The 26,722-nt window shown below is 59.9% G+C and carries 23 protein-coding genes; 8 read left to right on the plus strand and 15 right to left on the minus strand.

Features of this window, described 5'->3' with window-relative positions; all coding sequences use genetic code 11:
* Positions 1 to 43: 43 nt before the first annotated feature.
* The gene (locus ACR0IP_RS09665) at positions 44 to 1,231 is read right to left on the minus strand and encodes an acetylornithine transaminase (RefSeq protein WP_480525249.1); all 1,188 of its coding nucleotides are present in this window, start codon (positions 1,229 to 1,231) and stop codon (positions 44 to 46) included.
* 302 nt (positions 1,232 to 1,533) lie between these two features.
* Here ACR0IP_RS09665 and ACR0IP_RS09670 point away from each other — a divergent pair, with 302 nt between their 5' ends.
* Positions 1,534 to 2,424: a DMT family transporter gene (locus ACR0IP_RS09670; RefSeq protein WP_170640339.1), complete on the plus strand. Its 891-nt coding sequence runs from the start codon at positions 1,534 to 1,536 to the stop codon at positions 2,422 to 2,424.
* Here the strand turns inward: ACR0IP_RS09670 and ACR0IP_RS09675 are convergent.
* On the minus strand, positions 2,406 to 3,209 hold the full coding sequence (locus ACR0IP_RS09675; RefSeq protein ID WP_170554600.1) for an ABC transporter permease: 804 nt from the start codon (positions 3,207 to 3,209) through the stop codon (positions 2,406 to 2,408). The two genes, ACR0IP_RS09670 and ACR0IP_RS09675, sit on opposite strands and share 19 nt — an antisense overlap.
* A 125-nt stretch (positions 3,210 to 3,334) precedes the next feature.
* On the opposite strand from ACR0IP_RS09675, the gene ACR0IP_RS09680 reads away from it, so the two are divergent.
* Positions 3,335 to 3,910: a GcrA family cell cycle regulator gene (locus tag ACR0IP_RS09680; protein WP_170377923.1), complete on the plus strand. Its 576-nt coding sequence runs from the start codon at positions 3,335 to 3,337 to the stop codon at positions 3,908 to 3,910.
* A 1,095-nt stretch (positions 3,911 to 5,005) separates the two neighbouring features.
* Here ACR0IP_RS09680 and ACR0IP_RS09685 read toward each other — a convergent pair.
* Entirely contained in the window at positions 5,006 to 6,082 is a 1,077-nt protein-coding gene (locus ACR0IP_RS09685) for a DUF2235 domain-containing protein (RefSeq protein ID WP_170471890.1), read from the minus strand.
* 589 nt (positions 6,083 to 6,671) lie between these two features.
* On the opposite strand from ACR0IP_RS09685, the gene ACR0IP_RS09690 reads away from it, so the two are divergent.
* The 3 genes from ACR0IP_RS09690 (at position 6,672) to ACR0IP_RS09700 (ending at position 11,512) form a co-directional block, all read left to right on the plus strand.
* Positions 6,672 to 9,833 (plus strand): valine--tRNA ligase, encoded by a 3,162-nt coding sequence (locus ACR0IP_RS09690; RefSeq protein ID WP_480525252.1) that lies wholly within the window; start codon positions 6,672 to 6,674, stop codon positions 9,831 to 9,833.
* Positions 9,834 to 9,976: 143 nt separating this feature from the next.
* Positions 9,977 to 11,140: a benzoate/H(+) symporter BenE family transporter gene (locus ACR0IP_RS09695; RefSeq protein ID WP_480525253.1), complete on the plus strand. Its 1,164-nt coding sequence runs from the start codon at positions 9,977 to 9,979 to the stop codon at positions 11,138 to 11,140.
* Between the two features lie 39 nt (positions 11,141 to 11,179).
* Positions 11,180 to 11,512 carry a DnaJ family domain-containing protein gene (locus tag ACR0IP_RS09700; RefSeq protein WP_170691190.1) on the plus strand — a complete coding sequence of 111 codons (333 nt, stop codon included), beginning with the start codon at positions 11,180 to 11,182 and terminating at the stop codon, positions 11,510 to 11,512.
* On the opposite strand, the gene ACR0IP_RS09705 is transcribed toward ACR0IP_RS09700, so the two are convergent.
* Entirely contained in the window at positions 11,513 to 12,295 is a 783-nt protein-coding gene (locus ACR0IP_RS09705) for a crotonase/enoyl-CoA hydratase family protein (protein WP_480525255.1), read from the minus strand. It abuts the gene before it with no gap.
* A gap of 125 nt (positions 12,296 to 12,420) precedes the next feature.
* Here ACR0IP_RS09705 and ACR0IP_RS09710 point away from each other — a divergent pair, with 125 nt between their 5' ends.
* A complete protein-coding gene (locus ACR0IP_RS09710) occupies positions 12,421 to 13,530 on the plus strand; it encodes a pyridoxal phosphate-dependent aminotransferase (protein ID WP_480525257.1) in 1,110 nt (369 codons plus the stop codon).
* Between the two features lie 80 nt (positions 13,531 to 13,610).
* Here the strand turns inward: ACR0IP_RS09710 and ACR0IP_RS09715 are convergent, their stop codons facing one another.
* The 6 genes from ACR0IP_RS09715 to ACR0IP_RS09740 all read right to left on the minus strand — a co-directional run bounded on the left by ACR0IP_RS09715 (position 13,611) and on the right by ACR0IP_RS09740 (position 22,432).
* Positions 13,611 to 14,801 carry a pyridoxal-phosphate-dependent aminotransferase family protein gene (locus ACR0IP_RS09715; protein WP_480525259.1) on the minus strand — a complete coding sequence of 397 codons (1,191 nt, stop codon included), beginning with the start codon at positions 14,799 to 14,801 and terminating at the stop codon, positions 13,611 to 13,613.
* A 51-nt stretch (positions 14,802 to 14,852) separates the two neighbouring features.
* Entirely contained in the window at positions 14,853 to 15,485 is a 633-nt protein-coding gene (locus tag ACR0IP_RS09720; protein ID WP_170377911.1) for a bifunctional 4-hydroxy-2-oxoglutarate aldolase/2-dehydro-3-deoxy-phosphogluconate aldolase, read from the minus strand.
* A 3-nt stretch (positions 15,486 to 15,488) separates the two neighbouring features.
* Positions 15,489 to 17,294 (minus strand): phosphogluconate dehydratase, encoded by a 1,806-nt coding sequence (edd, locus tag ACR0IP_RS09725; RefSeq protein ID WP_480525261.1) that lies wholly within the window; start codon positions 17,292 to 17,294, stop codon positions 15,489 to 15,491.
* A gap of 2 nt (positions 17,295 to 17,296) precedes the next feature.
* Positions 17,297 to 18,742, minus strand: coding sequence for a glucose-6-phosphate dehydrogenase (zwf, locus tag ACR0IP_RS09730; protein ID WP_480525263.1), 1,446 nt, complete (start codon positions 18,740 to 18,742; stop codon positions 17,297 to 17,299).
* Between the two features lie 161 nt (positions 18,743 to 18,903).
* Positions 18,904 to 21,147, minus strand: a complete 2,244-nt coding sequence (gene ptsP, locus ACR0IP_RS09735; protein WP_170377909.1) for a phosphoenolpyruvate--protein phosphotransferase — start codon at positions 21,145 to 21,147, stop codon at positions 18,904 to 18,906.
* Between the two features lie 46 nt (positions 21,148 to 21,193).
* Complete coding sequence (locus ACR0IP_RS09740; protein WP_170377908.1) at positions 21,194 to 22,432, minus strand: aspartate kinase; 1,239 nt, start codon at positions 22,430 to 22,432, stop codon at positions 21,194 to 21,196.
* 165 nt (positions 22,433 to 22,597) lie between these two features.
* Between ACR0IP_RS09740 and ACR0IP_RS09745 the strand changes: the two genes are divergently transcribed.
* Positions 22,598 to 22,954, plus strand: a complete 357-nt coding sequence (locus ACR0IP_RS09745; protein WP_170377907.1) for a hypothetical protein — start codon at positions 22,598 to 22,600, stop codon at positions 22,952 to 22,954.
* Here the strand turns inward: ACR0IP_RS09745 and ACR0IP_RS09750 are convergent.
* From ACR0IP_RS09750 to ACR0IP_RS09770, 5 genes are all read right to left on the minus strand, one after another.
* The gene (locus ACR0IP_RS09750) at positions 22,948 to 23,586 is read right to left on the minus strand and encodes an SDR family oxidoreductase (protein WP_170691171.1); all 639 of its coding nucleotides are present in this window, start codon (positions 23,584 to 23,586) and stop codon (positions 22,948 to 22,950) included. The genes ACR0IP_RS09745 and ACR0IP_RS09750 overlap by 7 nt on opposite strands.
* 3 nt (positions 23,587 to 23,589) lie before the next feature.
* Positions 23,590 to 24,045 (minus strand): DUF1178 family protein, encoded by a 456-nt coding sequence (locus ACR0IP_RS09755; RefSeq protein ID WP_480525265.1) that lies wholly within the window; start codon positions 24,043 to 24,045, stop codon positions 23,590 to 23,592.
* A 72-nt stretch (positions 24,046 to 24,117) separates the two neighbouring features.
* Positions 24,118 to 24,579 (minus strand): NUDIX hydrolase, encoded by a 462-nt coding sequence (locus tag ACR0IP_RS09760; protein ID WP_170377904.1) that lies wholly within the window; start codon positions 24,577 to 24,579, stop codon positions 24,118 to 24,120.
* Positions 24,580 to 24,700: 121 nt separating this feature from the next.
* Complete coding sequence (locus tag ACR0IP_RS09765) at positions 24,701 to 25,444, minus strand: EcsC family protein (protein WP_170377903.1); 744 nt, start codon at positions 25,442 to 25,444, stop codon at positions 24,701 to 24,703.
* A gap of 53 nt (positions 25,445 to 25,497) precedes the next feature.
* Entirely contained in the window at positions 25,498 to 25,992 is a 495-nt protein-coding gene (locus ACR0IP_RS09770; protein WP_480525268.1) for a GNAT family N-acetyltransferase, read from the minus strand.
* Between the two features lie 72 nt (positions 25,993 to 26,064).
* Between ACR0IP_RS09770 and ACR0IP_RS09775 the strand changes: the two genes are divergently transcribed.
* Positions 26,065 to 26,670, plus strand: coding sequence for a flavin reductase family protein (locus tag ACR0IP_RS09775; protein ID WP_170377900.1), 606 nt, complete (start codon positions 26,065 to 26,067; stop codon positions 26,668 to 26,670).
* Positions 26,671 to 26,722: the final 52 nt, after the last annotated feature.

Raw genomic sequence — 26,722 nt, forward strand, 5'->3', positions numbered from 1 at the left:
GTCGGGGGCGCTGCCCCCGAGGTATTTGTGAACAGAAGAAGGATCAGGCAGTGGCGAGGTTGGCTTCGATTTGCGTTGCAGCCTTGTCGAGGCGGATCATCGCCTGGGCGATATCGTCTTCGGTCAGGGTCAGTGGCGGCAGCAGGCGAATGACGTTGTCGGCAGCGGGAACCGTGATGACCTCGTTATCATAGCCCGCGTTGACGACGTCGATATTGGTTGCTTTGCACTTCAGGCCCAGCATTAGTCCGGCGCCGCGCACCTCTTCGAAAACCTCGGGGTGATCGGCGACTAGGCCTTCGAGTTTCTGGCGCAGTAAGCCAGCCTTACGGTTGACACCTTCGAGGAAGGCAGGCGTGGCAACTTGGTCGATCACGGCGCAGCCAACGGCGCAGCCCAGCGGGTTCCCCCCGTAGGTCGAGCCATGAGTGCCTGCGGTCATGCCGCTGGCGGCCTCTTCCGTGGCCAGCACCGCGCCCAGAGGGAAGCCTCCGCCGATGCCTTTGGCGACCATCATGATATCCGGCGTGATACCCGCCCATTCATAGGCGAACAGCTTACCAGTGCGGCCCACGCCACACTGGACCTCGTCAAGGATCAACAACAAGCCGTGTTCGTCGCATATCTGACGCAAGGCCTTGAGTTCGGCGTCGGGAACGGGGCGAATGCCGCCCTCGCCTTGCACCGGCTCGATCATGATTGCCGCTGTTTTTTCGGCAATCGCGTTGGTGACGCCATCGAGATCTCCGAACGTGAGATGCACGAAGCCGGGCAGCAAGGGGCCGAAGCCTTTGGTCATCTTCTCGGACCCGGCGGCGGCGATGCCTGCCGAGGAGCGGCCGTGGAAGGAGCCATCGAAGGTGATTATCTCGACCTTCTCGGGCTGGCCTTTGTCATAGAAATACTTGCGGGCCATTTTCACAGCCAGTTCGCAGGACTCGGTGCCCGAGTTGGTGAAGAACACCGTATCGGCAAAGGTATGTTCAACCAGCTTGTCGGCCAGCGCCTGCTGTTGCGGGATGTTATACAAGTTCGAGACATGCCACAGCGCGTGCGCCTGCTCGGTCAGCGCTTTCACAAGCGCCGGATGCGCGTGGCCCAGCGCGTTCACCGCGATGCCCGCCCCGAGGTCCAGAAAACGTCGGCCATCCGCCTCGGTCAGCCAGGCGCCTTCGCCCTTCACGAAAGTCAGGGGCGCACGGTTATAGGTCGGCAGAACGGACGGGATCATCGGATCATCCTTTTAAGATAGCTTAAGCCCTGTGAGTGATACACCGGGGCCATGTTCGTCAACTAATTTGGTGGAGAATGCGCGGATTTGGTCAGCGCAAATAGATCAAACGGGCCGGTTACGCGGTCAGGCGTCGGCGTCGGAGGCGCAGGATATGTGCGGTTTTGATCATGGCGGCTCGTATAGCGAGGTTAGATCTGTCTGGGAAGACCAATAATTGGAAAGCCCAGAATTTTCATAGTGAGATGAGAAGCCGCCATTTCACGCTTGCTATTTCAATTCCTGTGGCGCACCGCTTGGCCATGACGCCTACACCTCAGAATCCGCCCCTTGCGGCCCTGTTGATCTTTGCCGCCAGCGCCCTGCTGGCAGGGACAACATTGCTGGCCAAAGCGTTGGGGACAGACACGCTTGGCCCTGCCCTGCATCCGATGCAGATCAGCCACGGGCGGTTTCTGTTTGCTTTTGTGGTGATCGTGACCGCCACAGCTGTTCTGCGCCCGGCGCTGAGGCGCCCTCATTGGGGGCTGCATATCGGCCGCACCAGTTTCGGATGGCTGGGGATCACGCTGATGTTTGCATCCGTCGCCTATATCCCGATCGCGGACGCCACGGCGATTTCCTTCTTGAACCCGGTTTTTGCGATGGTTCTCGCCATCCCGCTGCTGAAAGAAGGTGTCGGCCCTTGGCGTTGGCTGGCCGCAGCGGTGGCTTTGACCGGGGCACTGATTCTCTTACGCCCGACTCCTGCCAGTTTCCAACCAGCCGCCCTGTTGGCCCTGACGGCGGCCGCGGTGATCGGGATGGAGTTGATTTTCATCAAAAAGCTCTCAGGCCGCGAGATTCCGATCCAGATTCTGTTGGTGAATAACGGATTGGGCCTGACCATCGCCTCAGTCGCGGTGATTGCAGTATGGCATGCGCCGACCCCTGCACAATGGGCAGCTTTGGCCGGAATCGGGTGGTTGATGGCATGCGCACAGGCCTGTTTCGTCAACGGAATGGCCCGCGCCGATGCCTCGTTCGTTGCGCCCATCAGCTATGCCACATTGATCTTCGCGGCGTTCTACGACTTTGTGATCTTTAACGTGATCCCGGATCGGATCAGCATCATCGGCTCATCCATCATCCTGACAGGTGCGCTGATTTTGGTCTGGCGCGAGACCCTGCACCGTCAGGCTTTGAGCCGATAGCCCGTCCGCAACATCTGCCAGGTCACCGCACCAACGAACAGCGTCGCCCCGGTGCACACTGCCATCCCAAGCCAAGGTGAGCTGTCGGACACTCCGATCATCCCATAGCGCAGACCATCGATCAGATAGAAAACCGGGTTCAAGTGGCTGAGCTTGTTCAGCACAGGTGGCAGCGCCTCGACCGAGTAGAAGGTCCCCGACAGGAAGGCCAAAGGCGTGACGATGAAGTTGGTGATCGCGGCCATCTGGTCGAATTTATTGGCAAAAATACCGGCGAATAGGCCCAAGGCGCCCATGAAAGCACCGCCCAAGATGACGAATATCAGGGTGATGAACAGGTTCTGCGGCGCAATCGATAGAAACACCAGAAACGCGAGGGCCACGACACAGGCGATCAGAACGCCGCGCGCGATGCCGCCTGCAAGATAGCCCAGTAAGATCTCCAGAGGGGACAGCGGCGGCATCAGGGTATCCACGATGTTCCCCTGCACTTTCGAGATCACCATCGAAGACGAGGTATTGGCGAAAGCATTCTGGATCACCGTCATCATCATGATACCAGGCGCCAGAAAGATCAGGAACGGAACACCCATAACGTCAGGCCGGCTTGGACCGATGGCAATAGTGAAGATCAACAGAAACAATCCAGCCGTCACCAGCGGGGCCAGCAAGGTCTGGGTCCACACCGCCATAAAGCGCAGGGTTTCGCGTTTGGCCAGCGTGTAGAGGCCCATCCAATTGACCGCGCCAAACCGGCGCGCGTCCTGATCCATAAGATTCTGCATGAGAGCCTCTTAACTGATTCGAAGACCGCTTGTAACTCGGCCCGCAGTGATTAAAATAGGGCGCTGAGACGAATTCCCAAGGCGGCCCGAATCCGGGGCCGCTTTCCGCTTTTGAAAGGCAACCGATGTCCTGGACTGACGAGCGCGTAGAACTGCTGAAGAAAATGTGGGGCGAGGGCCAGTCGGCCAGCCAGATCGCCAAGGAACTGGGCGGCGTGACCCGCAATGCGGTGATCGGCAAGGTCCACCGTCTGGGCCTGTCCAACCGCGCAACCGGTGCAACGCCCGCCAAGGCCGAGCCCAAGGAAAAACCGGCCCCCGCGCCCAAGGCCGAGGCGAAACCAAAGCCCGCACCAAAGACCGAACCCGCACGCCCCGCTCCTGCCCCGGCAGCCGAGGCGAAACCTGCCGTTCCCGCTCGCCGTCAGATCATCCCGGCGGGTCAACCTCTGCCGCCGCAGCCTTCGGCGAATGAGATCAGCCCCGAGGCGCTGGCCAAGGTCAACGAGGTTGAGAAGAAAGCCAAGAAGCTGACGCTGATGGAGCTGACCGAAAAGACCTGCAAATGGCCCGTAGGCGACCCCGCAACCGAGGATTTTTGGTTCTGCGGCCTGCCGGTTGAAGCAGGCAAGCCCTATTGCGAGGCGCATGTGGGCGTGGCCTTCCAACCTATGAGCTCGCGCCGCGACCGCCGTCGGTGATTGGGAACGCCAGAACCATATTTCTATTCTGGAATGAGGGAAGGGCGCGCGGTTTCTCCGAGCCTCTTTTCGGAAGTGTTGCGAAGCCAAAACAACGCTAGGCGTAACGGGCGCTTACGAGAAAAACACCCTCGCAGCTCTTTGCGAGGGTGTTTTAGACCGGGACGTCGGATGTGCGGACGAAGTTGCTGTTCGTTGCGGCGGTGCAAATGGTTGCGTCGATTTAACAGGCCCAGCCTGCAGAGGTCGGCTGATCGCAGCTAGAATTACACAGCTATTGTAGGCATGCATCAGTGTTCTATGAGTCTTTGATCTCTCATCTTCTTCATTCGCAAACTACATTCATTGTCAGTCCTCGTGTTCTTGTAAGTGGCGAAAATGTACCCTCCCGCCAACCGGGTCGAACCTGACACCTCTAAGAAATAACCTTCGCTGACTTGCTCAAAAAACTCGAAACTTGTGGCGGAAAAGCTTCCGGTTACCAAAAAGCCCGTTATGTTTTTAACGCCGAAGCTCACACCCCGTGATTTACCGGAAAGCCTACCGTTTCGCGTTTGCTCAAAATAGTAGATATAACGACCAGACCCAAAACTACATCGAAGGGTCGCATACCATTTCCCGGATAAATTGGGCACCTGGGGCTTGTAGCCGTTCGAAGTAGAGAATTGAGAAATTATTACGTCATCTAAAAACGGCGTTGACTGTGTTCTTTCAACTTCCGCCACAAGATGGCCGTACCCGATTTCACAAAATGCGCAGATCGAAAAGACGAAACCCAAGACCGATCCTGCAAACACCTTGCTTGCTCCATAACTTTTGTCTGTCTACCTTCGTACCATATTTGTAGCGTAGGGTAACGACAGCTTCTCTATTCCCTGCCATCCGCGTCCAACCTAAACGACGAAGTGATGTTTATCGTCAAAACGGTCGGAAAGTCTTGTGCTACAAACCTTGGGCAAACCAAGGTTAGTCTCATCATGTCTACTTTCCGAGTCGAACACCGAACCTTCGTGCATTGTGGCATTAGCTAGAAAGGGTTCGAACCTGACATTGAAGTGTCAGTGATCTTGGAGCCGCGGGCACATGATCGGCATTTTACTGCGCCGGATGGGATGGTAGGTCTGGTTCAGGTTGCCACCCAGGCACATCCTCGGGCGCGACCGAGGCGTGGAGGTGTTCGGACTGGTCCTTGCCCACTATCCGTCTTTTGCGCAGAAGAAAAATCTTGCCCCACCCGCGCCACGTTCCAACCGACGCCCCCTGAGCATTGGTCGGAAAACGAGCGCGCCATCCCTCCGGCAGCGGCAGCCCATGCCGCTCGGCCTTGTCCAGCATCCAGATGAGAGAGATGTTGCTGAGGGCGCGTGCTTCTTCATAGCCGTTCAACTGACCACCCACATCGCCATGGGTGCCCCGGAACCAGACCTGTTCAACATGGCCTTTGAACTCTGGTGTGCATCTCCACAGGACAGGTTCATAGACCTCGCGGGTCTCATTCAGGGCCATCGCGTGATATCCGTGGCGTATTGCGCGGCCGAGTTGATGATTGTGGAAGGCGTGCTTTTCCTCGGCCCAACGCCATAGCAGCGGTAGGCGCAGACCAAGCGCTTTGACCGTGTCCCACACCCCGACCATCTCAATTGCCACATCCTCATGGCAAAATTTGCGGCGGAAATCGCGGGCCGCCGTGCCACTCGGGTTGCATTCATAGTGGCGGTAGGCCTGCTTGATGTTCCGCTCAGTCGCGTGTTCCGCCTTCAGCAGGCCGATCATGTCGATCACACCCGCAAGGCTACGAACACCGTAGGCCCCACGCGAATACCCTATGAAGTAAATCCGGTCTCCGGGTTTGTAACGCGAGGCCAGATAGCCATAGGCCCGACGGATCTGCCGATTGATCCCCCGCCCCATCATCACGTCCAGTGAAGACTTCCAGCTTTCCCACTGGACGCCGGCCTCATAAAACACGGAAACCTGAGGCCCCATTTCCTGACACAGGCGAAACGTCTGCCCGGCATGGGTTTCGAGGCCGGGTTCCAGCGTCGACATTGTTCCGTCCAGAATGACAACATGGCTGATCGGCTCACGGTGCAGCGCTTCGGCGGAATGCTCAGAGCGTAAGGGCCGCCCGAGCCATCCAAGTACCTTTCTGCTTAACCGTGACAGAATCATATCTCAGCCACTCCTGTACTCTTCGAGGGTGCGCGCGCGTCTCAGCATTGCGCCGCCCTGGCCTTCACGGTGCATCGGCCACTGAGGCCCATGCGTCCATATCCCGCCTCCGTTCGACCGCCGGCCCATCACTTGCCCGCGCGCCGGTAGAGGCGAGGTATACTCAAGGATGGGTATCATCAGCATGCCGGACAAGAGATCCAACGAAACCGTGAGACGTTGAAGCATAGCTGCAAGCCTAAGCGGGCATTTGGGCATCATCATGACTAAGGCGTGCGGCATGCGTGACCTCATCGTTACAGCCACCATATGTCTGAATATATTACGAAAGCTCAAACGCATTGCAAAATTCCCGAAACCGTCTGACGACAGATCACGAAATGAGCAGTGAAGCCGCATCTTATCGGGTCGCACCGTCTCGTGACTGCACGCTACAAGTGTAGCTGAACAACCCAGTGGCTGTCTGTGGCCTGCTTCACGGTTAAGGCGGACTGAATGCCTTGTGGATTTGAGTGCAAAGCCTTCCCCTTTTGCCATCCTTTCGCTATTGCACGCATTAACCCAAGATTGATGACGCAGGACGCACCCCATGGCGATGGAAAAGACATTCAACGCGGCCGAGGCTGAGGCCCGCATCTACGAGGCCTGGGAACAGGCCGGAGCCTTCAGGGCAGGCGCGAACAAATCGCGTGACGAGAGCTTTACCATCATGATCCCGCCGCCCAACGTGACAGGTGCTTTGCACGTGGGCCATGCGTTCAACAACACGCTGCAGGACATCCTGATCCGTTGGCACCGGATGCGTGGCTTCGACACGCTCTGGCAGCCCGGCCAGGACCACGCAGGCATCGCCACACAGATGCAGGTGGAAAAGATGCTGGCCGCCACACAGCAGCCGGGTCGGCGCGAGTTGGGTCGCGAGAAATTCCTTGAGAAAGTCTGGGAATGGAAGGGCGAATACGGCGGCACGATCATCGAGCAGCTGAAGCGTCTCGGCTCCTCCTGCGACTGGTCGCGCAACGCCTTTACAATGGCCGGAGCGGCAGGTGATCCGCGAACGGGCCATGAAAACTCGGCCAACTTCCACGATGCCGTGATCAAGGTTTTCGTCGACATGTACGAAAAGGGCCTGATCTATCGCGGCAAGCGCTTGGTCAACTGGGACCCGCATTTTGAAACCGCGATCTCGGACCTCGAAGTCGAGAATATCGAAGTCGCGGGCCACATGTGGCACTTCAAATACCCGTTGGCCGGGGGCGAGACCTATACCTATGTCGAGAAGGACGAGGACGGGAATATCGTGCTTGAGGAAGAGCGCGACTACATCTCGATCGCCACGACCCGACCCGAGACCATGCTGGGCGACGGCGCGGTTGCAGTTCATCCCTCGGATGAGCGCTATGCGCCCATCGTCGGCAAGCTTTGCGAAATCCCGGTTGGTCCGAAAGAGCATCGCCGGCAAATTCCAATCATCACCGATGAGTATCCGGACCCCGATTTCGGCTCGGGCGCGGTGAAGATCACCGGCGCGCATGACTTCAACGACAACATGGTCGCCAAGCGCGGCGGCATCCCGATGTACCGCCTGATGGACACCAAAGGCGCGATGCGGGCCGATGGTGCGCCATACGCGGAAGAAGCGGACAAGGCGCAGGAATTTGCACGCGGCAAAGAATTCACCGAGAACGAGATCGACGCGATCAACCTGATCCCCGATCACCTGCGCGGCCTAGATCGGTTCGAGGCGCGCGCGAAGGTCGTTGAGGAGATCACCGCCGACGGTCTAGCCGTGATGACCCGCGCGGACGATCCGCGTCTGGGTTCAACCGCTCTGAAGCCCGATCATGAGGGCGCGGACAAGCTGGTCCCGCTGGTCGAGAGCAAACCGATCATGCAGCCGTTTGGCGACCGCTCCAAAGTCGTCATCGAGCCGATGTTCACCGACCAATGGTTCGTCGACGCGGCCAAAGTTGTCGGCCCCGCGCTGGATGCGGTCAAGGACGGTACAGTCAAGATCATCCCCGAGTCGGGCGAGAAAACCTATTACCACTGGCTGGAAAACATCGAGCCCTGGTGCATTTCGCGCCAGCTGTGGTGGGGCCATCAGATTCCGGTTTGGTATGGCCTCGATCTCTCGGCTGAGAACTTCAAGGACGACGAAAACGACGGCGACCTTGATCTGGTCGAACTGGGCCGTTTGCTGAACGAAGGCGGCATGTTGCATCGTGGCAACGTCATGGAATGCGCCGCGAGCCTTGAAGCCGTCACCGAGAAATTCCTCGACGACAACGCAAACATACCCAGCCCTCTGAGCCACGCGACGGTTATCGAAGTCGCCGACAAGCACGAAGCGATCCATCAGTTCGCTGAAGGCCTTGCTCAATACGCGGTCGAACAAGACCCGACCAAGCTAGTCTACCCGGTTTGGCGCGACCCCGATGTTCTCGACACATGGTTCTCCTCCGGCCTCTGGCCCATCGGCACGCTGGGCTGGCCTGAACAGACCGAGGAACTGGAGCGCTACTTCCCGACGGACGTTCTGATCACCGGCTTCGACATCCTGTTCTTCTGGGTCGCCCGGATGATGATGATGCAACTGGCCGTGGTCGATCAGATCCCGTTCCACACCGTCTATCTGCACCAGCTCGTTCGCGACGAGAAGGGCAAGAAGATGTCCAAGACCACCGGCAACGTCATCGACCCGCTGGAGATCGTGGACGAATTCGGTGCCGACGCGCTGCGGTTCACCAACGCCTCGATGGCGGCGATTGGCGGTGTGCTGAAACTGTCCCGCGAACGCATCACCGGCTACCGGAACTTCGGCACCAAGCTGTGGAACGCCGTCCGCTTTGCCGAGATGAACGAGGTCTTCACCGACGCTGTCCCGCAACTCGACGTGGCCGACCTGAAACCCAAAGCCGCCGTGAACCGCTGGATCATCGGCGAAACTGCCCGCGTGCGGGAAGAGGTCGATGCGGCGCTGGAAAGCTATCGTTTCAACGATGCTGCCAACGGGCTTTATGCCTTTGTCTGGGGCAAGGTCTGCGATTGGTACGTAGAACTGTCGAAACCCCTACTACAAGGCGACGACACAGAGGCACAGGCCGAGACCCGCGCCACCATGCGCTGGGTTTTGGATCAGTGCATGGTCCTGCTGCACCCGATCATGCCCTTCATCACCGAAGAGCTTTGGGCGCTGACCGGCACGCGGCCCAAGATGGTTGTCCACGCCAACTGGCCGACCTACGCCGCTGCCGACTTGATCGACGCCGACGCGGATCGCGAAATGAACTGGGTGATCTCGGTGATCGAAAACACCCGCTCCGCCCGTGCGCAAATGCGGGTTCCTGCTGGCCTCTATGTGCCGATGCTAGTGACCGAGATTGACGATCACGGCCAAGCCGCATGGGACCGTAATGAAGCGTTGATAAAGCGCCTGGCGCGGATTGACAATCTGACCAAGGCCGACGAGCTGCCCAAAGGCACCATCTCGATTGCCGCCCCGGGCGCGAGCTTCGGCCTGCCGCTGGCCGACATCATCGACATCGGCGCCGAGAAGGAACGGTTAGAAAAAGCCAAAGGCAAACTGGCCAAGGAACTCGGCGGTCTGCGGGGGCGTCTGAACAACCCCAAATTCGTGGCCTCGGCCCCGGAGGAGGTGGTTGAGGAAGCCAAAGCAAACCTCGCTGCGCGCGAAGAAGAAGAGGCCAAGCTGAACGAAGCTCTCGCTCGTCTGGCCGAACTCGCCTGATCTCCTTTTCGTTCCAAATAGGGAAATCCCGACCTCATCACCCGAGCCGGTGGTGAGGTTTTTCTTTGTCCTCAGAGCTTTCCCCTTGTTCGCGCCAGCCTGCGCTTGTTAGCACTTCGGAGCAACAAACCTCCGAGGCCCCTATGGCACGACCTTTCCCTCCGATGCAGACCGTCTCAACTGGACTGGTAGTCGCCATTGTCGGGTTTTTCAGCTCGTTTCCCATCGTGCTGCAAGGGCTGGCTGCAATGGGCGCATCAGCTGCCCAAGCAGCCTCGGGACTGATGAGTGCTGCGATTGCCATGGGGCTGGCCGCGATTGTTCTCAGCCTGCGTTACCGGCAACCCATCAGTGTGGCCTGGTCTACTCCCGGAGCGGCGCTGCTGGCGGTTTCAGCCACCCCGGCCGCAGGCTTCTCAGGCGCAATTGGAGCCTTCCTCTGCGCCGGAGCCTTGACGATTCTGGCCGGGCTTTGGAAACCCCTTGGGCGTCTGGCCGCTGCGATCCCGACAACTCTGGCCCAGGCAATGCTCGGCGGTGTTCTTTTACCCCTTTGCATTGTCCCGTTCAAAGCAGCAGTTGAGCTACCTTGGCAGGCACTGCCCGTGATCCTGACATGGTTCATCGCCGGACGCCTGAACCGGCTGTTTGCCGTTCCCGCAGCCGTCGTAGCCGCAGCGCTGGTGGTGGTGTTCAGCGCCGAAGGTGCATCCGTCCGGCCCGAGGCCTATATGGCCGCGCCCGTCTGGACGATGCCGTCATTCTCGCTTGCGTCAGCTATCGGCATCGGCCTGCCGCTGTTCGTCGTCACAATGGCAACCCAAAACATCCCCGGCATCGCCGTGATGCGCAGCTTTGGCTACACGCCCGCGCCCGGCAAGCTGTTCTCTTCCGTCGGGGGGGCAAGCATGTTGTCGGCCCCATTTGGAGCCCCCGCCACCTGTCTGGCGGCCATCACCGCCGCGATGTGTTCGAACGGAGACAGCCACCCAGACCGTAGTTTGCGCTATTGGTCTGCAATCATGGCAGGCGTGTTCTACTGTGTCTTCGGTATCTTTGCTGTGGCGATCACAGGCTTTGCCGCCCATGCCGACCCGCTGCTGATGGGTACGCTGACCGGCGTGGCCCTGATTGGCGTTATGGCCAACGCCACCTTCGCAGCACTGGAAATACCCGCAGAACGCGAAGCCGCGATCCTGACCCTCGCCATCACGGCCTCAGGGATCACGGTGTTCGGTCTGGGCGCTGCGGTCTGGGGCTTGATGGCTGGGGGCGTCGCCTACATCTTGACCACCAAACTGCGATGATCCCTTTCTCCCCACGCCTGAAAAAGTTATCCTGCGCCCATGTTCGGATCACTTGGAAAACTGGTGGAACGCCAGATAAAGAAGGCTCAGGCCGAGGGTCAATTACAGGGTCTTGAGGGCGAAGGTGCGCCTCTGCCTGATCGCTCTGGCGAAGCGCAAAGCGATCCCGCCATTGCGGCCGGTCATCGGATCATGGCGCAGGCCGGGGTACTGCCCGAGGAGTTCGACATCAAAAAACAGTTGGACGAGGCCCGAAAGGAATATGCCGGACTGACCGATCCCGAGGCCCGCAAAGCCACGATGTCTAAGATCGCCGATCTGGAAATGCGCTACTACATGGCCCGAGACGCGCGGCGTGCCTTCATGCGGTGATCACTTGAACTCGGGCTTTCGGCCCTGCATCTGTGCCATCACAACCTCCATCTGGTCAGGCTTTCCAATCAGATCCACCTGTTCCGAGGACTCGGCCAGCAACACATCGGCGCGCGGATTGGTTTCGGCAAAGTCTATGAGGCGCTTAGCGGCGCGGATGGCCGAGGGGCTTTGTGAGGCGATGTTTTCAGCCAAGGCAAGTGCTTCGGTCTGCGGATCATCGGACAGCTTGGTGACCAAACCCCACTCGGCCGCCTGTGCAGCCCCAATGGGACGCGCTGTATAAGTCAGCAGCCGCAAAACGTCTGAGCGGACCAGTTTCGGAAGCAGAACCATGCCACCCATGTCTGGGATGATGCCCCATTTCATCTCCATCACTGCAAGTTTCGCCTCGGGGTGGGCGATGCGGATATCCGCGCCCAGAGCAATTTGCAGGCCGCCCCCATAGGCCGCGCCTTGGATTGCGCAGATTACAGGAACAGGGATGCGCCGCCAGATTAGGGCCAGTTCTTGCATCTCATTGGCGTCCTCATGGCTACGGGACATCAGCCACTCGGTCGGGTCCATATGGGCCATTTTCGCAAAACTCGCCATGTCGAGACCGGCACAGAAGCTTTTGCCCTCACCCGACAGGACCACGGCGCGGGCGTCCGAGGCCGCAACCTCTTGCCCAGCGGCCAGCAGCGCCTTGATCATCGCATCGTCCAGAGCATTCATCTTGTCGCCGCGCGTCAGCGTGACATGAGCGATGTGATCCTTGTACTCGACAGATACGCGCGCCATTCCGGACCTCCTTGTTTTGCAGTCTTAACAAGACTGCCCCGAATGCGAGTGCAGTTCCACCGCGACGTTGAGGCATGTTGAGGCGCGGGCTTGCAGCAAGCCGCACGGTGGGCTTATCTGCGCCTATGACCAGACCTCGCTACACATCGCTCGCCCAATCCCTGCCTGCAACCGTCCCGTTTGTAGGGCCGGAAACGCAGGAGCGCCAACGCGGCGCCCCCTTCAAGGCTCGGCTGGGTGCGAATGAAAGCGTGTTTGGCCCCTCGCCTCGTGCCATCGAAGCGATGCAACGAGCTGCCGGTGAGATTTGGATGTACGGCGACCCCGAGAATCACGATCTGCGCCATGCGTTGGCCGCACATCACGGTGTTGCCCCCGAGAATATCGTGGTGGGCGAAGGCATCGACGGGCTATTGGGCTACCTGGTGCGGCTGTTAATCGGGCCGGGCGATGCGGTTGTGACCTCTGACGGGGCCTATCCCACCTTTAACTACCATGTAGCGGGCTTCGGAGGAGAGTTGCACAAGGTTCCCTATCGCGACGATCGTGAAGACCCTACCGCTTTGTTTGCCAAGGCCGCAAAGGTGGATGCCAAGCTGGTCTATCTGGCCAACCCCGACAACCCGATGGGAAGCTGGCATTCGGGCGCCGATATCGTTGTCGCGCTGGAAGCTCTGCCCGCAGGATGCCTGCTGGTTCTGGACGAGGCTTATGTCGAATGCGCGCCTGACGGCACTGCTGCGCCTGTTGTCGCCGATGATCCCCGTGTGATCCGGATGCGGACGTTCTCCAAGGTGTACGGGATGGCAGGCGCGCGGGTGGGCTATGCCATCGGTGCCCCCGAATTGATTGCGGCGTTCAACAAGGTACGCAACCATTTCGGCATGAACCGGGCTGCGCAAGCCGGCGCGCTGGCGGCACTTGAGGATGGCGACTGGCTGTCAGAGGTGCAGGCCCGGATCACTGAAGCTCGGGATCGTATCGGACGCATTGCGCAGGCCAACGGTTTGATCCCGTTGCCTTCGGCCACGAATTTCGTTGCGATTGACTGCGGGCGTGACGGGGTATTTGCGAGGGCCGTGTTGGCCTCTCTCGTCGAACAGGGTGTGTTTGTGCGAATGCCATTTGCGGCCCCGCAGAACCGATGTATTCGCGTGAGCTGTGGTGGAGAGGCAGAGTTGGCGGCCTTTGAGGCGGCCCTGCCTTTGGCCTTGGCGCAAGCTCGGGCGGTCTAGGGGGGCTGTCTGCCCCCCATCGCGCCAAGGCGCGATTCCCACCGAGGATATTTTGAGCCAGATGAAGAGGCAGACCTGCGCTATGTGGCCAGTGTCGCGGCGGCGGCTTCCAGCGCGCCTTGGCCGCGGGGGATATCAAGTGCCGCCATGGCGGTTTCCATGCCACCCAGCATCGCCATGATCATCTGCGCGTTGACGTGCCCCATATGGCCCAGGCGGAAGCAACCGTCCCAGTCCTCCATCCCCAAGCCAATACCCAGTGTCAGGCCAAGCTGATTTTCGGTGTAGTTGCGCAGCGGTGTACCGCGCCCCTCGGTCAGGCGTAGGGCGGTGACGGCGTGGCTGCGATGGGTCGGGTCGGTGACGTTGAAATGAAGCGCTCCGCCTTGCGCCCAGACATCGCAGGCAGCCCAGATAGCCTTGGCAAGGCGCTCATGACGGGACCAGACGTTTTCGAGACCCTCACGGTGGATCAGGTCCAGCGCGGCACGCAGGCCGTAGAGGTGATGAGTGGGCGCGGTGCCGTTGAAATACTGATAGAACAGCTCGGGGTTGGCGCGCGGTTGCCAATCCCAATATTGCGAAACGCGGGGCATTGCAGCACGTTTCGCCTTCGCTTTGTCGTTGAAGAAGACAAAGCCGGTGCCCGCCGGGGTCATGAGGCCCTTCTGGCAGGCTGTCACGGTGACATCTACTCCCCAAGCGTCCATCTCGAACCGGTCGCAACCCATCGAAGCGATACAGTCGGCCATTAGCAACGCTGGGTGGTTAAAGTCATCCAGCAGGGCGCGCAAGGCAGGGATATCATTCCGGATCGAGGTGGACGTATCCACATGGACGGCAAGCACAGCTTTGATTTTGTGCTCCTTGTCGGCGTTCAGCGCCTCGGCGATGTAGTCGAGATCCCAGGGTGAAGACAAGCCGAAGTCTATCAGGTCGATCTTTGCGCCGATCCCCTCGGCCATCTCGGCCCAGCCATGGGTGAAACGACCCGAGGCCGGGGCTAGAACGGTTTCTCCGGGGGCGATCACATTCGATAGCGCGGCCTCCCACGTGCCGTGGCCGTTGGCGATATAAATGGCGACGTCGTGCTGGGTTCCGGCCACGCGCTTTAGGTCCTGCGTCAGCGCGGGCATCATCTCGATCAACGCGCCATCGTAGATATTGGGCGACGGGCGGTGCATGGCTTGCAACACCGCGTCGGGCATAACCGAAGGGCCGGGAATGGCCAGATACTCGCGCCCATGCACGAGGGAGGTTTGGTTGTTCATGAGGGTAACCTGCTTAACTTGTGGCTTACCCTAGCGTTTCGACTTGCGGCGTCAATCCGTCAGGTGGGTCGCCTCACGCGCAAGCGCTTCGATCCCGGACCAGTCGCCCTCTTGAACCATCTGCTTTGGCGCGACCCAGCTGCCACCGGCGCAGACCACGTTGGACAACGAAAGGTAGTCGTGGGCATTCGAGGGCGATACGCCTCCCGTGGGACAGAAAGTGATCTGAGGCAGGGGCGCCCCTATGGCTTTCAGGGCCGGTGCGCCGCCCGAGGCCTCGGCGGGGAAAAATTTCAGCATGTCATAGCCCTTTTCCAGCAGGGCCATCGCTTCACTCGCAGTGGCCGCGCCGGGTAGAAGGGGCAGGCCTTCGGCTTCGCAGGCGGCGATCAGGGCATCGGTCGCGCCGGGCGAGACGCCGAACTGCGCGCCAGCCTCTTTGGCGGCGCGGACGTCTTCGGGAGTTACCAGCGTGCCTGCGCCCACGACGCCTCCGGGCACAGCGGCCATGGCGCGGATCACGTCCAGCGCGGCAGGGGTGCGCAGGGTGACTTCGAGCGCGGGAAGACCGCCTGCGACCAGCGCCTCGGCCAAAGGCCGAGCGTGGGCGGCGTCGTCCACGACCAACACCGGAACTATGGGGGCCATCGCGCAGATCTCGCGAGTACGTTGGGTTTTGTTCATGGGTTAAACTCCGAAAATACTGGCACCTGTGTCGGCGGACCCGACATTCTGGCGGAACGCGCCGAAGAGGTCGCGGCCGACGCCGCGCTGGTTGGCAGACAGATCAGCAGTCGCTGGGCTGCGGTCGAGGACGCCGGGGGTGAGGATTTCCAGCTCACCCTTTACGGCATCGACGCGCAGCAGATCACCGTCTTGCAGATAGCCGATGGCGCCACCGTCCAGCGCTTCGGGGCAGACATGGATGGCGGCGGGAACCTTGCCCGACGCACCAGACATACGGCCATCGGTGACCAAAGCGACCTTTTGGCCTCTGCCCTGAAGGATCGACAGTATCGGCGTCAGCGAGTGCAGCTCGGGCATACCGTTGGCCTTCGGACCCTGGAACCGAACAACGACGATGACGTCATCAGTGAACTCCCCGGCCTTGAAGGCGGCTTTGACATCGTTCTGGTCGTGAAACACACGGACGGGCGCTTCGACCACTTGGTGTTCGGGTGCCACGGCCGAGACCTTCATGACACCCGTGCCCAGATTTCCGGTCAGGCGCGACAGACCACCAGTAGGCTGGAACGGGTCCTTGGCCGGACGCACGATCTTTTCATTCAGGCTATGGCCAGCGCCGTCTTCCCAGACCAACTCGCCGTCTTTCAGCTTGGGTTCCTTGGTGTAGTTGTGAAGCCCCTGCCCCGCGACGGTCAGTGTGTCGGGGTGCAGCAGCCCATCGTCCAACAGCGTGCTTATGGTAAAGCCCAAGCCCCCGGCGGCGTGGAAGTGGTTCACGTCGGCCAGACCGTTGGGATAGACCCGCGCAACCAGAGGGACCACGGCAGAAATATCCGAGAAATCCTCCCAGTCCAGAACGATACCACCCGCGCGCGCCATGGCGATCAGGTGGATCAGCAGGTTGGTCGAGCCGCCTGTGGCCATCAGGCCAACGATACCATTGACGAAGGCGCGTTCATCAAGGATCTGACAAACCGGCGTGTAGTGATTGCCCAACGCGCTGAGAGACAGGGCGCGGCGAGCACCTTCCTCGGTCAACGCATCGCGCAGAGGCGTGTTGGGATTGACGAAACTTGAGCCCGGCAGGTGCAGGCCCATGAACTCCATCAGCATCTGGTTGGTGTTGGCGGTACCGTAGAAGGTGCAGGTGCCGGGGCCATGGTAAGCTGCCATTTCAGCCTTCATCAGAGCATCGCGACCAACCTCTCCGGCAGCGAATTGCTGGCGCACCTTGGCTTTTTCGTCATTCGGCAGACCGCTGGTCATCGGACCAGCCGGCAGGAAGACGGCCGGAAGATGGCCAAAGGCCTGCGCGCCGATGATCAGGCCGGGCACGATCTTGTCGCAGACCCCAAGAAACACCGCCGCGTCATAGGTGTTGTGGCTGAGCGCCACGCCCGTCGCCAGCGCGATCACATCTCGCGAAAACAGAGACAGCTCCATCCCCGCCTCGCCTTGAGTCACGCCGTCGCACATGGCGGGAACCCCGCCTGCGACCTGCGCTGTACCGCCTGCCGCGCGGATCGCCTGACGGATCAGCTCGGGATACCGCTCGAACGGTTGGTGGGCCGAGAGCATGTCGTTATAGGCGGTGACGATGCCAAGGTTCCCAGCCGTACCGGTTGCCATCGAGTTTTGGTCCTCACCCGCGCCGGCATAAGCATGCGCCTGACCGCTGCAGGACAGATGCGCACGGGCGGGGCCTTTGGATTTGGCCTGTTCCATCCGCTCAAGATGCGGGCCACGCAAGTCGGCGCTGCGGTCCATGATCCGTTTGGTGACGTCCGAAACAACTGTATTGACCATGATTACCCTCCGATCTGACGCCAGCGGCGTCCATCGCGATGCATCAGCATCAATGCTTCTTCGGGCCCTGAACTGCCCTGATCGTATTTTGCGGGCTTGTCGCCACGCTCTTCCCAACCGAGAATGATGGGATCAACCCAGGCCCAGGCGGCCTCGGCCTCATCCCCGCGCATGAACAGGGTTTGATCGCCGCGGATCACGTCCATGATCAGGCGTTCATAGGCGTCAGGCGATTGCGCGCCATCGCCCAGCGCATCGGCAAAGCTCATGTCGAGCGCCACGTCGGACAGACGGAACCCGCCCTGCCCCGGTTCCTTTATCGTGGTGCGCAGAGTGATGCCCTCGTCCGGCTGCAGACGGATCACCAGAACATTGCCGTGCAGAGGCCCCACATTGGGGAAAATCGTATGCGGCGGGTCGCGGAAAAACACGGCGATCTCTGACTCGCGCGCCCTCAGGCGTTTGCCGGTGCGTAGGTAGAACGGCACCCCCGCCCAGCGCCAGTTGCCTATATGAGCCTTGAGCGCAATGAAGCTTTCGGTACGGCTGGCGGGATCGCCGACATGATCGAGATAACCGTCGCCGCCCTTATCTGTGCGATACTGACCACGCGCGATATCCTTCGGCTCGACAGGTTCGAGCGCTTCGATCACCTTGACCTTTTCATCGCGCACCGCGTTTGGCGCGAATTTCGAAGGCGGCTCCATCGCGGTCAGACAGAGAAGCTGCACCAGATGGTTCTGGATCATATCCCGCATCGCGCCGGATTGGTCGTAGTAAGCACCGCGCCCTTCGACCCCGACAGTCTCGGCCACAGTGATCTGCACGTGATCGACATGGGTCGCGTTCCACAGCGGCTCGAACAGCGAATTGGCAAAGCGCAGCGCCATCAGGTTCTGCACGGTTTCCTTACCCAGATAGTGGTCGATCCGGTAGATTTGGTGTTCTTCGAAACAGGCGCGCAGCCCCTCGTTCAAAGCCTTAGCCGAGGCCAGATCATGACCGAAGGGCTTCTCCACCACGATCCGGCTGTCAGGCGTGGCAAGCCCGTGATCATTCAGACGCTGTGCAATGCCTGAGAACAGGCTGGGCCCAACAGACAGATAGAAAGCCCGCACCACATCCGGGCGCAAGGCTTTAGCCAGATCGGACCAACCCGCATCGCCCAGCGCATCCACCGGCACATAGTTAATATGGGTCAGAAAGCGATCCAGAGTTTTCTTGTCGTAACTCGGCGCGAATTTATCCATCGACGCGCGCAACTGGTCACGAAACCCATCACTGTCCATGTCGGACCGGGCGGTCCCGATGATCCGCGCATCCTCCGGCATCTGGCCCATTTCAAACCGGTGATACAGCCCTGGCAAGATCTTGCGCTGCGCCAGATCGCCCGTCGCGCCAAACAGCACGAGGTCGAACGGGTCTACCGGGATGACGCGTGAAACCATTATCAGCTTCCTTTTATGCTTCCTGCCTCAAGAAGCAGAACCTCAGTCGCGATGTGGGTCGCTGGCACGGCCCTGAATGTTATCGCTAACATTTCCACCGCTGGATACGGAACCTTGAAATAAAAATCAAGCCCGGAATCCCCAATAGGCCGACTGATGGGTCACGATTGCGACCGCAACCACTCCATGACCGCCGGGCGCACGGATTGCTCACCACGATGACGTGCATCCGCGATGATCTTGCGGACGTCCTGCAGGTTCGATCTCAGCAACAGGCTTTTGACCGGCCCGATCGAAGCCGGACGCATGGACAAAGTGCGGATACCCATCGCAGCCAGACACAGTGCCTCAACTGGGCGACCGGCATCCTCACCACAGAAACTCAGCGGCGTATCCGAGATGTTGCAACGCTCTACGATCCGTTCGATGAAGCTGAGGAAACTGACGTTCAACGTGTCATATCGACGGCGCACCAGCTCGTTTTCACGGTCGGCGGCAAAGAAGAACTGTTTCAGGTCGTTGCCCCCGATCGAGATGAAATCCACCTCGTCAAAGAACTTTTGCGGTGAGAACGCCAGCGACGGCGTTTCCAGCATCGCCCCCACTTCGAGCGTTTCCGGCAGGATATGGCCAAGACGCTTTTCACGCTCGATGGTTTTGTTGACCTCCCATCGGGCCTCGCGGAACTCCTCGGCCTGCGCAACGAAGGGGAACATGATGGTCAGTGGGCGGCCATTGGCGGCGCGCAACAGGGCCTGCAACTGCATCCGCATCACGCCGCGCTTATCCAGACCAACGCGGATCGCACGCCAGCCCAGCGCCGGGTTCGGTTCCGCCACGTGCTTCATGTAGGGCAGAACCTTGTCAGACCCGATATCGAGGGTCCGGAACACAACGCGCTTTTCTCCGGCCGCGTCCAGAACCCGCTGGTATTGGGTCACCAGCTCAGACCGTTTCGGCATCTGGTTGCGGATCAGGAATTGCAGCTCGGTCCGGAACAAGCCAACCCCTTCCGCGCCCGAGTTCCCGAGCGAGGGCAGATCGGCCATCAGGCCTGCGTTCATCGCCATGTTGATCCGCGCGCCATCCTGCGTAACCGTCGGCGTCTCCCGGATCGAGGCATAGCGTTCCTGCGCCTTGGCCTGCATCGCGATCTTGTCGCGAAACGCGCTGACCACCGAGTCTTCGGGACGCAGATGGACAACGCCATTGTCCCCATCGACCAGAATGTGGTCGCCGTTCAGAGCTTCGGTCGTGATCCGCCCGACATGCACGACCAAGGGGATCGCCAATGCGCGGGCAACAATCGTGGCGTGGCTACCGACCGAGCCTTCCTCGAGCACGATCCCCTTCAGGGACCGGCCATATTCCAACAGGTCTCCGGGGCCGATGTTGCGGGCGATGAGGATCGGATCGGGCGGCAGATCGGCGCTGTCAGTCTTGCCCTGCCCCGTCAGGATGCGCAGCAAGCGATTGCTGAGGTCATCCAGATCCGCCAGCCGTTCCCGCAAATAGGGATCGGTCACCTGCCCCATACGGGCACGGGCCTGCGATTGCTCTTTCTCGACCGCGGCCTCCGCGCTGAGGCCGAGGGCGATGTCTTCCTCCATCCGCCGCATCCAGCCCTTGGAATTGGCGAACATGCGGTAGGCTTCCAGAACTTTCAGCTGCTCTTTGTCGCCGTTCTGCGAGATTTCGAGCATCTTGTCGACGCCGACGCGCAGCTCCTCGACCGCCTCATTCAACCGCTCGCTTTCACGGTGCGGGTCTTCGGCAATCGGGTTGGTCACGACGACGCGCGGCTCATGCAGCCAGACATGCCCTTCGGCAGACCCTTCCTGCGCCGGACCGCCAGTCAATTGCACCGATTGCTGGTGCAAGGGAGAAAGGGCCGCGCCTTCGCCAACGAACGCGCCCAGTTCGGCCATCTCAGCCAGAACCATCGCGACGACTTCCAGCGCATAGATCTCATCCGCGGAGAATTCACGCGCGTCACGGGACTGCACCACCAGAACGCCCAGTTTCTGACCGAGCCGCTGTACCGGCACCCCGAGGAATGAGGAAAAGCGCTCCTCGCCCGTTTCCGGCATGAACCGGAAGCCTTTGGCCGCGGGCGCATCCGCCGTGTTCACAACCTTGCCGGATTTGGCCACCCGGCCCACGAGACCTTCGCCCAGACGCATCCGTGTCTGGTGGACGGCTTCGGGCGATAGGCCCTCGGTCGCGCAAAGCTCAAGGGTTTCTTCGTCACGGAACAGGTAGATCGAGCAGACCTCGCAACGAATGCTATCGGCAATCAACTGCGTGATGCGGTCGAGACGCTCCTGACCGGCCGCCTCGCTCGCCATTTCCTCGCGCAGCCGAACCAGCAGCTTGCGGGATTCTGTTTCCGTACCGTCCGCCATGGCCCAACCCAATTAGTGCGTCAGGCGAAACCTTTGGCCGATGAGCTTAGGCCGCCTTGTCCAGTTCAAAGGCATCATGCAGTGCCTGAACAGCAAGTTCCATGTATTTCCTGTCGACAAGGACGGAAATTTTGATCTCGGAGGTTGTAATGACCTTGATGTTGATCCCCTCATCCGAGAGAACCTTGAACATCTTGGCCGCAACACCCGATTGCGAGCGCATGCCGATGCCCACAACCGAAACCTTGCAGACGTCTTCGTCGGCCACCAGCTCGGCATAGTTCAGCTCACCCGCATCCTTGATCGCCAGCAGCGCTTTTTCGGCGCGCGCAACCTGATCGGTTGGGCACGAGAAGGTCATATCCGTGCGCCCCTCATCCGAGATGTTCTGGACGATCATATCCACATTCACGCCCTCATCGCTGAGCGCGGTGAAGATGATCGAGGCGATGCCGGGGCGGTCGGCCACGGAAACGACGGTCATCTTGGCTTCGTCACGGGAATAGGCCACACCGGCCACAACATTGGATTCCATGATATCCTCCTCGTCGCAGACCAGCGTACCGGCCTCGTCGGATTGTTCTTCGAAACTTGAAAGAACGCGCAGTTTCACCTTATAGCGCATCGCCAGCTCAACCGAGCGGGTTTGCAGCACTTTCGCGCCCAGTGACGCCAGTTCGAGCATTTCCTCGAACGAAATCCGGTCCAGCTTGCGCGCCTTTTCGCAGATACGCGGGTCGGTCGTGTAGACGCCATCGACATCCGTGTAGATGTCGCAGCGCTCAGCCTCGAACGCGGCAGCAAAGGCCACAGCGGTCGTGTCCGAGCCACCACGGCCCAGAGTCGTGATCCGGCCTTCGGGGCTGATGCCCTGGAAACCGGCAACCACGGCCACTCTCATGCCTTCGCCGAACTTTTGGTTCAGGTTGTCCGTCGGAATTTCCTCGATCCGGGCCGAGGAATGTGCACCATTGGTCAGTAGAGGCACTTGCCAGCCCTGCCAGCTGCGCGCCGGAATTTCCATCTCCTGCAACGTCAGCGCCATCAGACCTGCGGTGACGTTTTCGCCCGATGACACCACAGCATCGTATTCGCGGGCGTCGAACAGTGGCGAGGTCTCGTTCACCCACCCCACCAATTCGTTGGTTTTGCCGGACATGGCCGAAACGATGACGATGACGTCATAGCCCTTTGCCACCTCAACGCCGATGCGCTTTGCCGCGCGGCGGATGCGGTCAAGATTGGCAACCGATGTGCCACCGAATTTCATCACGAGTACGGGCATGGGGGCAAGTGTCTCCGCGCCTTGGATTTAAAGTCCCGAGCCTCATATGCGAGGGGGACACCAAGAGCAAGGGGCGCTGCATAACAGATATTGCGTCAAGGGGCCGCTTTACTTTCCGAAAACGCAATGTCAGCCTAGCGCCAAAGCAATTCCAAGAGGTTATTCATGCTTCGTTTCGCAACCGTCCTTGCCGTGATCGCATCCCCAGCCCTGTCCCAGCAGGCCAGCGTGGCTGGCACCGATGGACAGAACGCGCTGGGTACGGTTCCCTGCGCCGGCAGAGCCGGTGATCCGCTGCAAAGCTGCAACGCCGAGCTGCGCCGCCGTGATGATGGCACCGCAACATTGGCCGTGATGTTGCCCGGTGGTGATGTTCGCAGAATTTACTTCACCGATGGCATTCCGGATTCCAGCAGCTCGCCCTCACCGATCAACCATGAAGTTCGGGGCGACATCATGGTGATTTTCATCGAACCCGGCGAAGTATATGAACTGCCCAAGGCCGCGCTGAACACTCAGTAGGCGTGAGGCTTCCCGTCGTAGGTTTCGAAACAACCTGTGTTGTCCAGCGACAGCGCATCGAAACGCTCCATCAGGCCAGCGACGGCCTGATCCACATGGATGTCCGCCGCTGAGCCACCCATGTCGGTCTTCACCCAACCGGGGTGATAAATGCCCACTGCAATCCCATCCGCCTTTAAGTCGGCCGCCAGATTACGCCCCAAATTCAACGCCGCCGCCTTGGAGGCGCGGTAGATATAGCTGCCGCCCGGCGCGCGGGTGTGCGAGGCCATCTGAGACGACATGATCGCAATCCGTCCGCCAGCCGCGCGCAGATTGGGCAGCAATGACTGCACAGTCAGGAAAACGCCAGTGACATTGGCCGCAAAACTCTGCGCCCACATCTCGGCGGGGTAGTCATCAATGCTGTGACCTTTGTCCAAATAAACGCCCGCATTGCAAATCAACAGGTCGACCGGCTGCCCTTTAAGCTGGTCTGCCATCGCCGCCTGCTGCGCCGGATCGGCTACGTCCAACTGAACCTCGGCGCTGCCATCACGCGCAGTTCCCATGACGCCATGACCCTGCGCGCGATACCGCTCTGCCAGAGCCCATCCAATTCCCCGATTGGCTCCGGTAATCACGACATGCATGGGTCAGTTTGTCTTTCTGCTGGGAATAAAGGGAAGTGGCGCAACCGGTACCCCGTCTTCGATCAGGGATTTCGCCTCATCCGGTTTCACTTCGCCATAGATCGAGCGCTCGGGTGCTTCGCCCAGATGCATCTTGCGCGCCTCCGAGGCGAAGTCATGGCCCACATAGTCCGAGTTTTCTTCGACCTTGCGGCGTAGTTCGGCCAAGACACGTTCAACTTCAGTAGGGGTGCTGGTCACGTTGATATCATCCGATGACGGTTTTGGCATTTGCGCCGTCTTCTTGGCATCCCGCGCAGGCCGGACACGCGGAGTCATGATCGCCTTTTCAACATGCGCACATCCACATTCCGCGCATGTCACCATGCCCGAGGCTGCCAGCTTGTCGTATGCTTCGGCAGATTGGAACCAGCTGTCGAAACTATGGCCCTTGCTGCACTTCAACGCGTATTGAATCATGGTCCGTCCAAAATGTCGGTTGGCGAATAGATACCGACCGAAACTCCAATATCAAGTCTCTCAATATTAAGTTTAGTGTATTCGGGGCGCAAATTTGCGCAAAATATCGGCAAGATCGGGCGAGTTGACTTTCGATGCGGCCTTTTGAAGCGTACACCATTTGCGTTTCCGTTGCCCTGTCTCAGGAAAACGACTCTGAACCTGATCCACATGCAGCGGGTAGACATCCACCGCGCAAAGAACCGGTCCACGCTTGGCACAGGTTTTGGCCATCGAGAACTGGCCAAGCTTGACCGGCACACATGTGCCAATCACGCCCGCCTCTTCCCACGCCTCCTGAGCCGCGGTTTCCGAGGCACTTAACCCATCAATCAACCAACCCTTCGGGATGATCCAGCGCTGCGCTTTGCGGGAGGTTATCAACAGAACCTCAGGACGACCCCGCAACAGCCGATAGCACAACGCGGCTGCCTGAGGCAGGACCGGAACCTGCCCCACATTGAGGTCTAGACTGGACGCCCGAGAAACTTTCATCGCGCCACACTCACTTTCGCATCAGATCAGTGCCCGTATACCGCGTTTTCTATTAAGCTTTTGTATCGCGGCTTGTTAAACTTAGTATACCACATGATGCGGCAGCGACCAAATTTAACCGCTACATACGCGCACTGAGCCTGCGAACCAGAACATCGTGCGAGATATCAGCGTCCATCGCCAACCGGCGCAAACCAAAGTGAACATGGGCGATCTGCTGGTAGTAGCGGGTGTAGATGTAATTCGTCCCACCCCCCGCAAGCGCCCCCAGAACCGGTACGGATTGCGCCGCCAGTTTCTGACCCAACACAACCGATAGCTTCGGAGCCACAGCTGCAATCAATTTCTTCATCGCGGGGCCTGTCAGCGTCAGTCGCACGGAAAAGAACCCCAAATCCGCTCCGTCATCGTGTGACAACGGACCCGCTGCCGCCAACACCCGAACACAGTCGAATTTCACGTTTTCTTCAGCCGGATCAAAGCCTTCGCGCGCTGCCGCGCCCTGGATTGAGCGCAACAGCATGGCCGTGGTCGCTGGCAGCTCAACCAAAGCGGTAGACAGGCCACCCAATCCGCCCGCAGCGCCCATCGCCGTTGTCACGGCAGTGTTCACCCAAGGGGCCTGATCGGGCACGATCTGCCGCGAACCTTGTGCCGCCTGCATCGCCATCCAAAGGGCTTGTTCGGTCGCTCCGGTCAAGCCGTCGCGCAGGGGTTCGGGCAGTTGGTCCAGCAGGGATTCCGCCGACCCGCCCAAAGCGTTGAGCAGTTTGACACCCGCCCCACCGGCCGAGCGGTAGTGTTTCGCCAAGCGATCCAATTCCGCATCCGCGTCGACACTGTCGATCAGTATAACATCCTGCATCCGAACCCTCCGTTCCTTGAAAGATCGGTATTTCGGCGCGGTGTTTCAATAGCTCAGCGCGTCCAGCGGGTTACGGCTCCGGTAATATTGTCCCACTTTCCGGGGCTCAGAGCCATGCCCAAAACACGCTCTGGGTTGGTTGGCGGCGGCATCTCAACCCCCGTCAACGGCGTGAACCCAAAACGGGCGTAATAGGGCGCGTCGCCGACCAGCATGACCCGGTCCCACCCCTTTTCCCGCCCCGTTTCAACGCCGGAATGGATGAGGTAGCCGCCAAGCCCCTCGCCCTGATGCGTGGGGTGAACTGCAACAGGACCCAATAGCAAGGCGTCATGATCGCCAACATGAACAGGCCAGAACCGGATCGCTCCGGCCAGTATTCCTTGCCCGTCACGCGCAACCAAAGACAAACCCGCCACCGGAGGTACATCATCGCGCAAACGGTAAGAGGAAAGCGCCTCGCGCCCCGGCGCAAAGCACAGATCATAGAGGGCTTCGACCTCCCACCAATCCTGCGGCTCTTCCGGCCTGATCGCGAATTGCTGCACGCCTGCCCTCTTTTCCTAGCTGGCAATCGCCCTAGCACTTCGTTACGCCTTGGGCAAACGCTTGGAGACCATATGTTCTATCGCCCCGAAGACGGCCACGGCCTGCCGCACAATCCGTTCAACGCCATCATCACCCCGCGCCCCATCGGATGGATTTCGTCGCGCGACGCAAATGGGATCAACAACCTGGCCCCCTACTCATTCTTCAACGGGGTTGCCTACACCCCGCCACAGGTGATGTTTGCCACAACCGGAACCAAGCACGACCAGGACGGCGGCAAGGACAGCATCGCCAATATTGAGGCAACGGGCGTATTCTGCGTGAACATCGTAGCCTTTGCCCACCGGGATGCGATGAACGCCAGTTCAGCCGGACTGCCAAAGGAAACCGACGAATTTGCCCATGCCGGCCTGACGGCGGTCGAGTGCGAAACCATCGCTTGCTCACGCGTTGCAGATGCGCCTGCTGCGCTGGAGTGCAAGCTGACCGAGATCACGACCCTACCCGGTGAGGCAAACCGCGTTGTCTTTGGCGAAGTGACCGGGGTCCATCTGCGTGACGATTGCCTGAAGGATGGCAAATTCGACGTGACAACCTTCCAGCCTTTGGCGCGGCTTGGCTACCGAGACTATGCAGTTGTCACCGAGTTGTTCTCATTGAATAGGCCTGATGATTGAGGCCTGTCCTTAGGGGGCGCTGCCCCCACCGCCCTGCGGGCGACTCCCCCGA

This window comes from Ruegeria sp. AL11 (assembly GCF_056540865.1).

Bases quoted from the DNA above. Each gene is read 5' to 3' on its own strand.
- ACR0IP_RS09665 (WP_480525249.1), bottom strand. From the start codon at position 1,231: ATGATCCCGTCCGTTCTGCCGACCTATAACCGTGCGCCCCTGACTTTC.
- ACR0IP_RS09670 (WP_170640339.1), top strand. From the start codon at position 1,534: ATGACGCCTACACCTCAGAATCCGCCCCTTGCGGCCCTGTTGATCTTT.
- ACR0IP_RS09675 (WP_170554600.1), bottom strand. From the start codon at position 3,209: ATGCAGAATCTTATGGATCAGGACGCGCGCCGGTTTGGCGCGGTCAAT.
- ACR0IP_RS09680 (WP_170377923.1), top strand. From the start codon at position 3,335: ATGTCCTGGACTGACGAGCGCGTAGAACTGCTGAAGAAAATGTGGGGC.
- ACR0IP_RS09685 (WP_170471890.1), bottom strand. From the start codon at position 6,082: ATGATTCTGTCACGGTTAAGCAGAAAGGTACTTGGATGGCTCGGGCGG.
- ACR0IP_RS09690 (WP_480525252.1), top strand. From the start codon at position 6,672: ATGGCGATGGAAAAGACATTCAACGCGGCCGAGGCTGAGGCCCGCATC.
- ACR0IP_RS09695 (WP_480525253.1), top strand. From the start codon at position 9,977: ATGGCACGACCTTTCCCTCCGATGCAGACCGTCTCAACTGGACTGGTA.
- ACR0IP_RS09700 (WP_170691190.1), top strand. From the start codon at position 11,180: ATGTTCGGATCACTTGGAAAACTGGTGGAACGCCAGATAAAGAAGGCT.
- ACR0IP_RS09705 (WP_480525255.1), bottom strand. From the start codon at position 12,295: ATGGCGCGCGTATCTGTCGAGTACAAGGATCACATCGCTCATGTCACG.
- ACR0IP_RS09710 (WP_480525257.1), top strand. From the start codon at position 12,421: ATGACCAGACCTCGCTACACATCGCTCGCCCAATCCCTGCCTGCAACC.
- ACR0IP_RS09715 (WP_480525259.1), bottom strand. From the start codon at position 14,801: ATGAACAACCAAACCTCCCTCGTGCATGGGCGCGAGTATCTGGCCATT.
- ACR0IP_RS09720 (WP_170377911.1), bottom strand. From the start codon at position 15,485: ATGAACAAAACCCAACGTACTCGCGAGATCTGCGCGATGGCCCCCATA.
- edd (WP_480525261.1), bottom strand. From the start codon at position 17,294: ATGGTCAATACAGTTGTTTCGGACGTCACCAAACGGATCATGGACCGC.
- zwf (WP_480525263.1), bottom strand. From the start codon at position 18,742: ATGGTTTCACGCGTCATCCCGGTAGACCCGTTCGACCTCGTGCTGTTT.
- ptsP (WP_170377909.1), bottom strand. From the start codon at position 21,147: ATGGCGGACGGTACGGAAACAGAATCCCGCAAGCTGCTGGTTCGGCTG.
- ACR0IP_RS09740 (WP_170377908.1), bottom strand. From the start codon at position 22,432: ATGCCCGTACTCGTGATGAAATTCGGTGGCACATCGGTTGCCAATCTT.
- ACR0IP_RS09745 (WP_170377907.1), top strand. From the start codon at position 22,598: ATGCTTCGTTTCGCAACCGTCCTTGCCGTGATCGCATCCCCAGCCCTG.
- ACR0IP_RS09750 (WP_170691171.1), bottom strand. From the start codon at position 23,586: ATGCATGTCGTGATTACCGGAGCCAATCGGGGAATTGGATGGGCTCTG.
- ACR0IP_RS09755 (WP_480525265.1), bottom strand. From the start codon at position 24,045: ATGATTCAATACGCGTTGAAGTGCAGCAAGGGCCATAGTTTCGACAGC.
- ACR0IP_RS09760 (WP_170377904.1), bottom strand. From the start codon at position 24,579: ATGAAAGTTTCTCGGGCGTCCAGTCTAGACCTCAATGTGGGGCAGGTT.
- ACR0IP_RS09765 (WP_170377903.1), bottom strand. From the start codon at position 25,444: ATGCAGGATGTTATACTGATCGACAGTGTCGACGCGGATGCGGAATTG.
- ACR0IP_RS09775 (WP_170377900.1), top strand. From the start codon at position 26,065: ATGTTCTATCGCCCCGAAGACGGCCACGGCCTGCCGCACAATCCGTTC.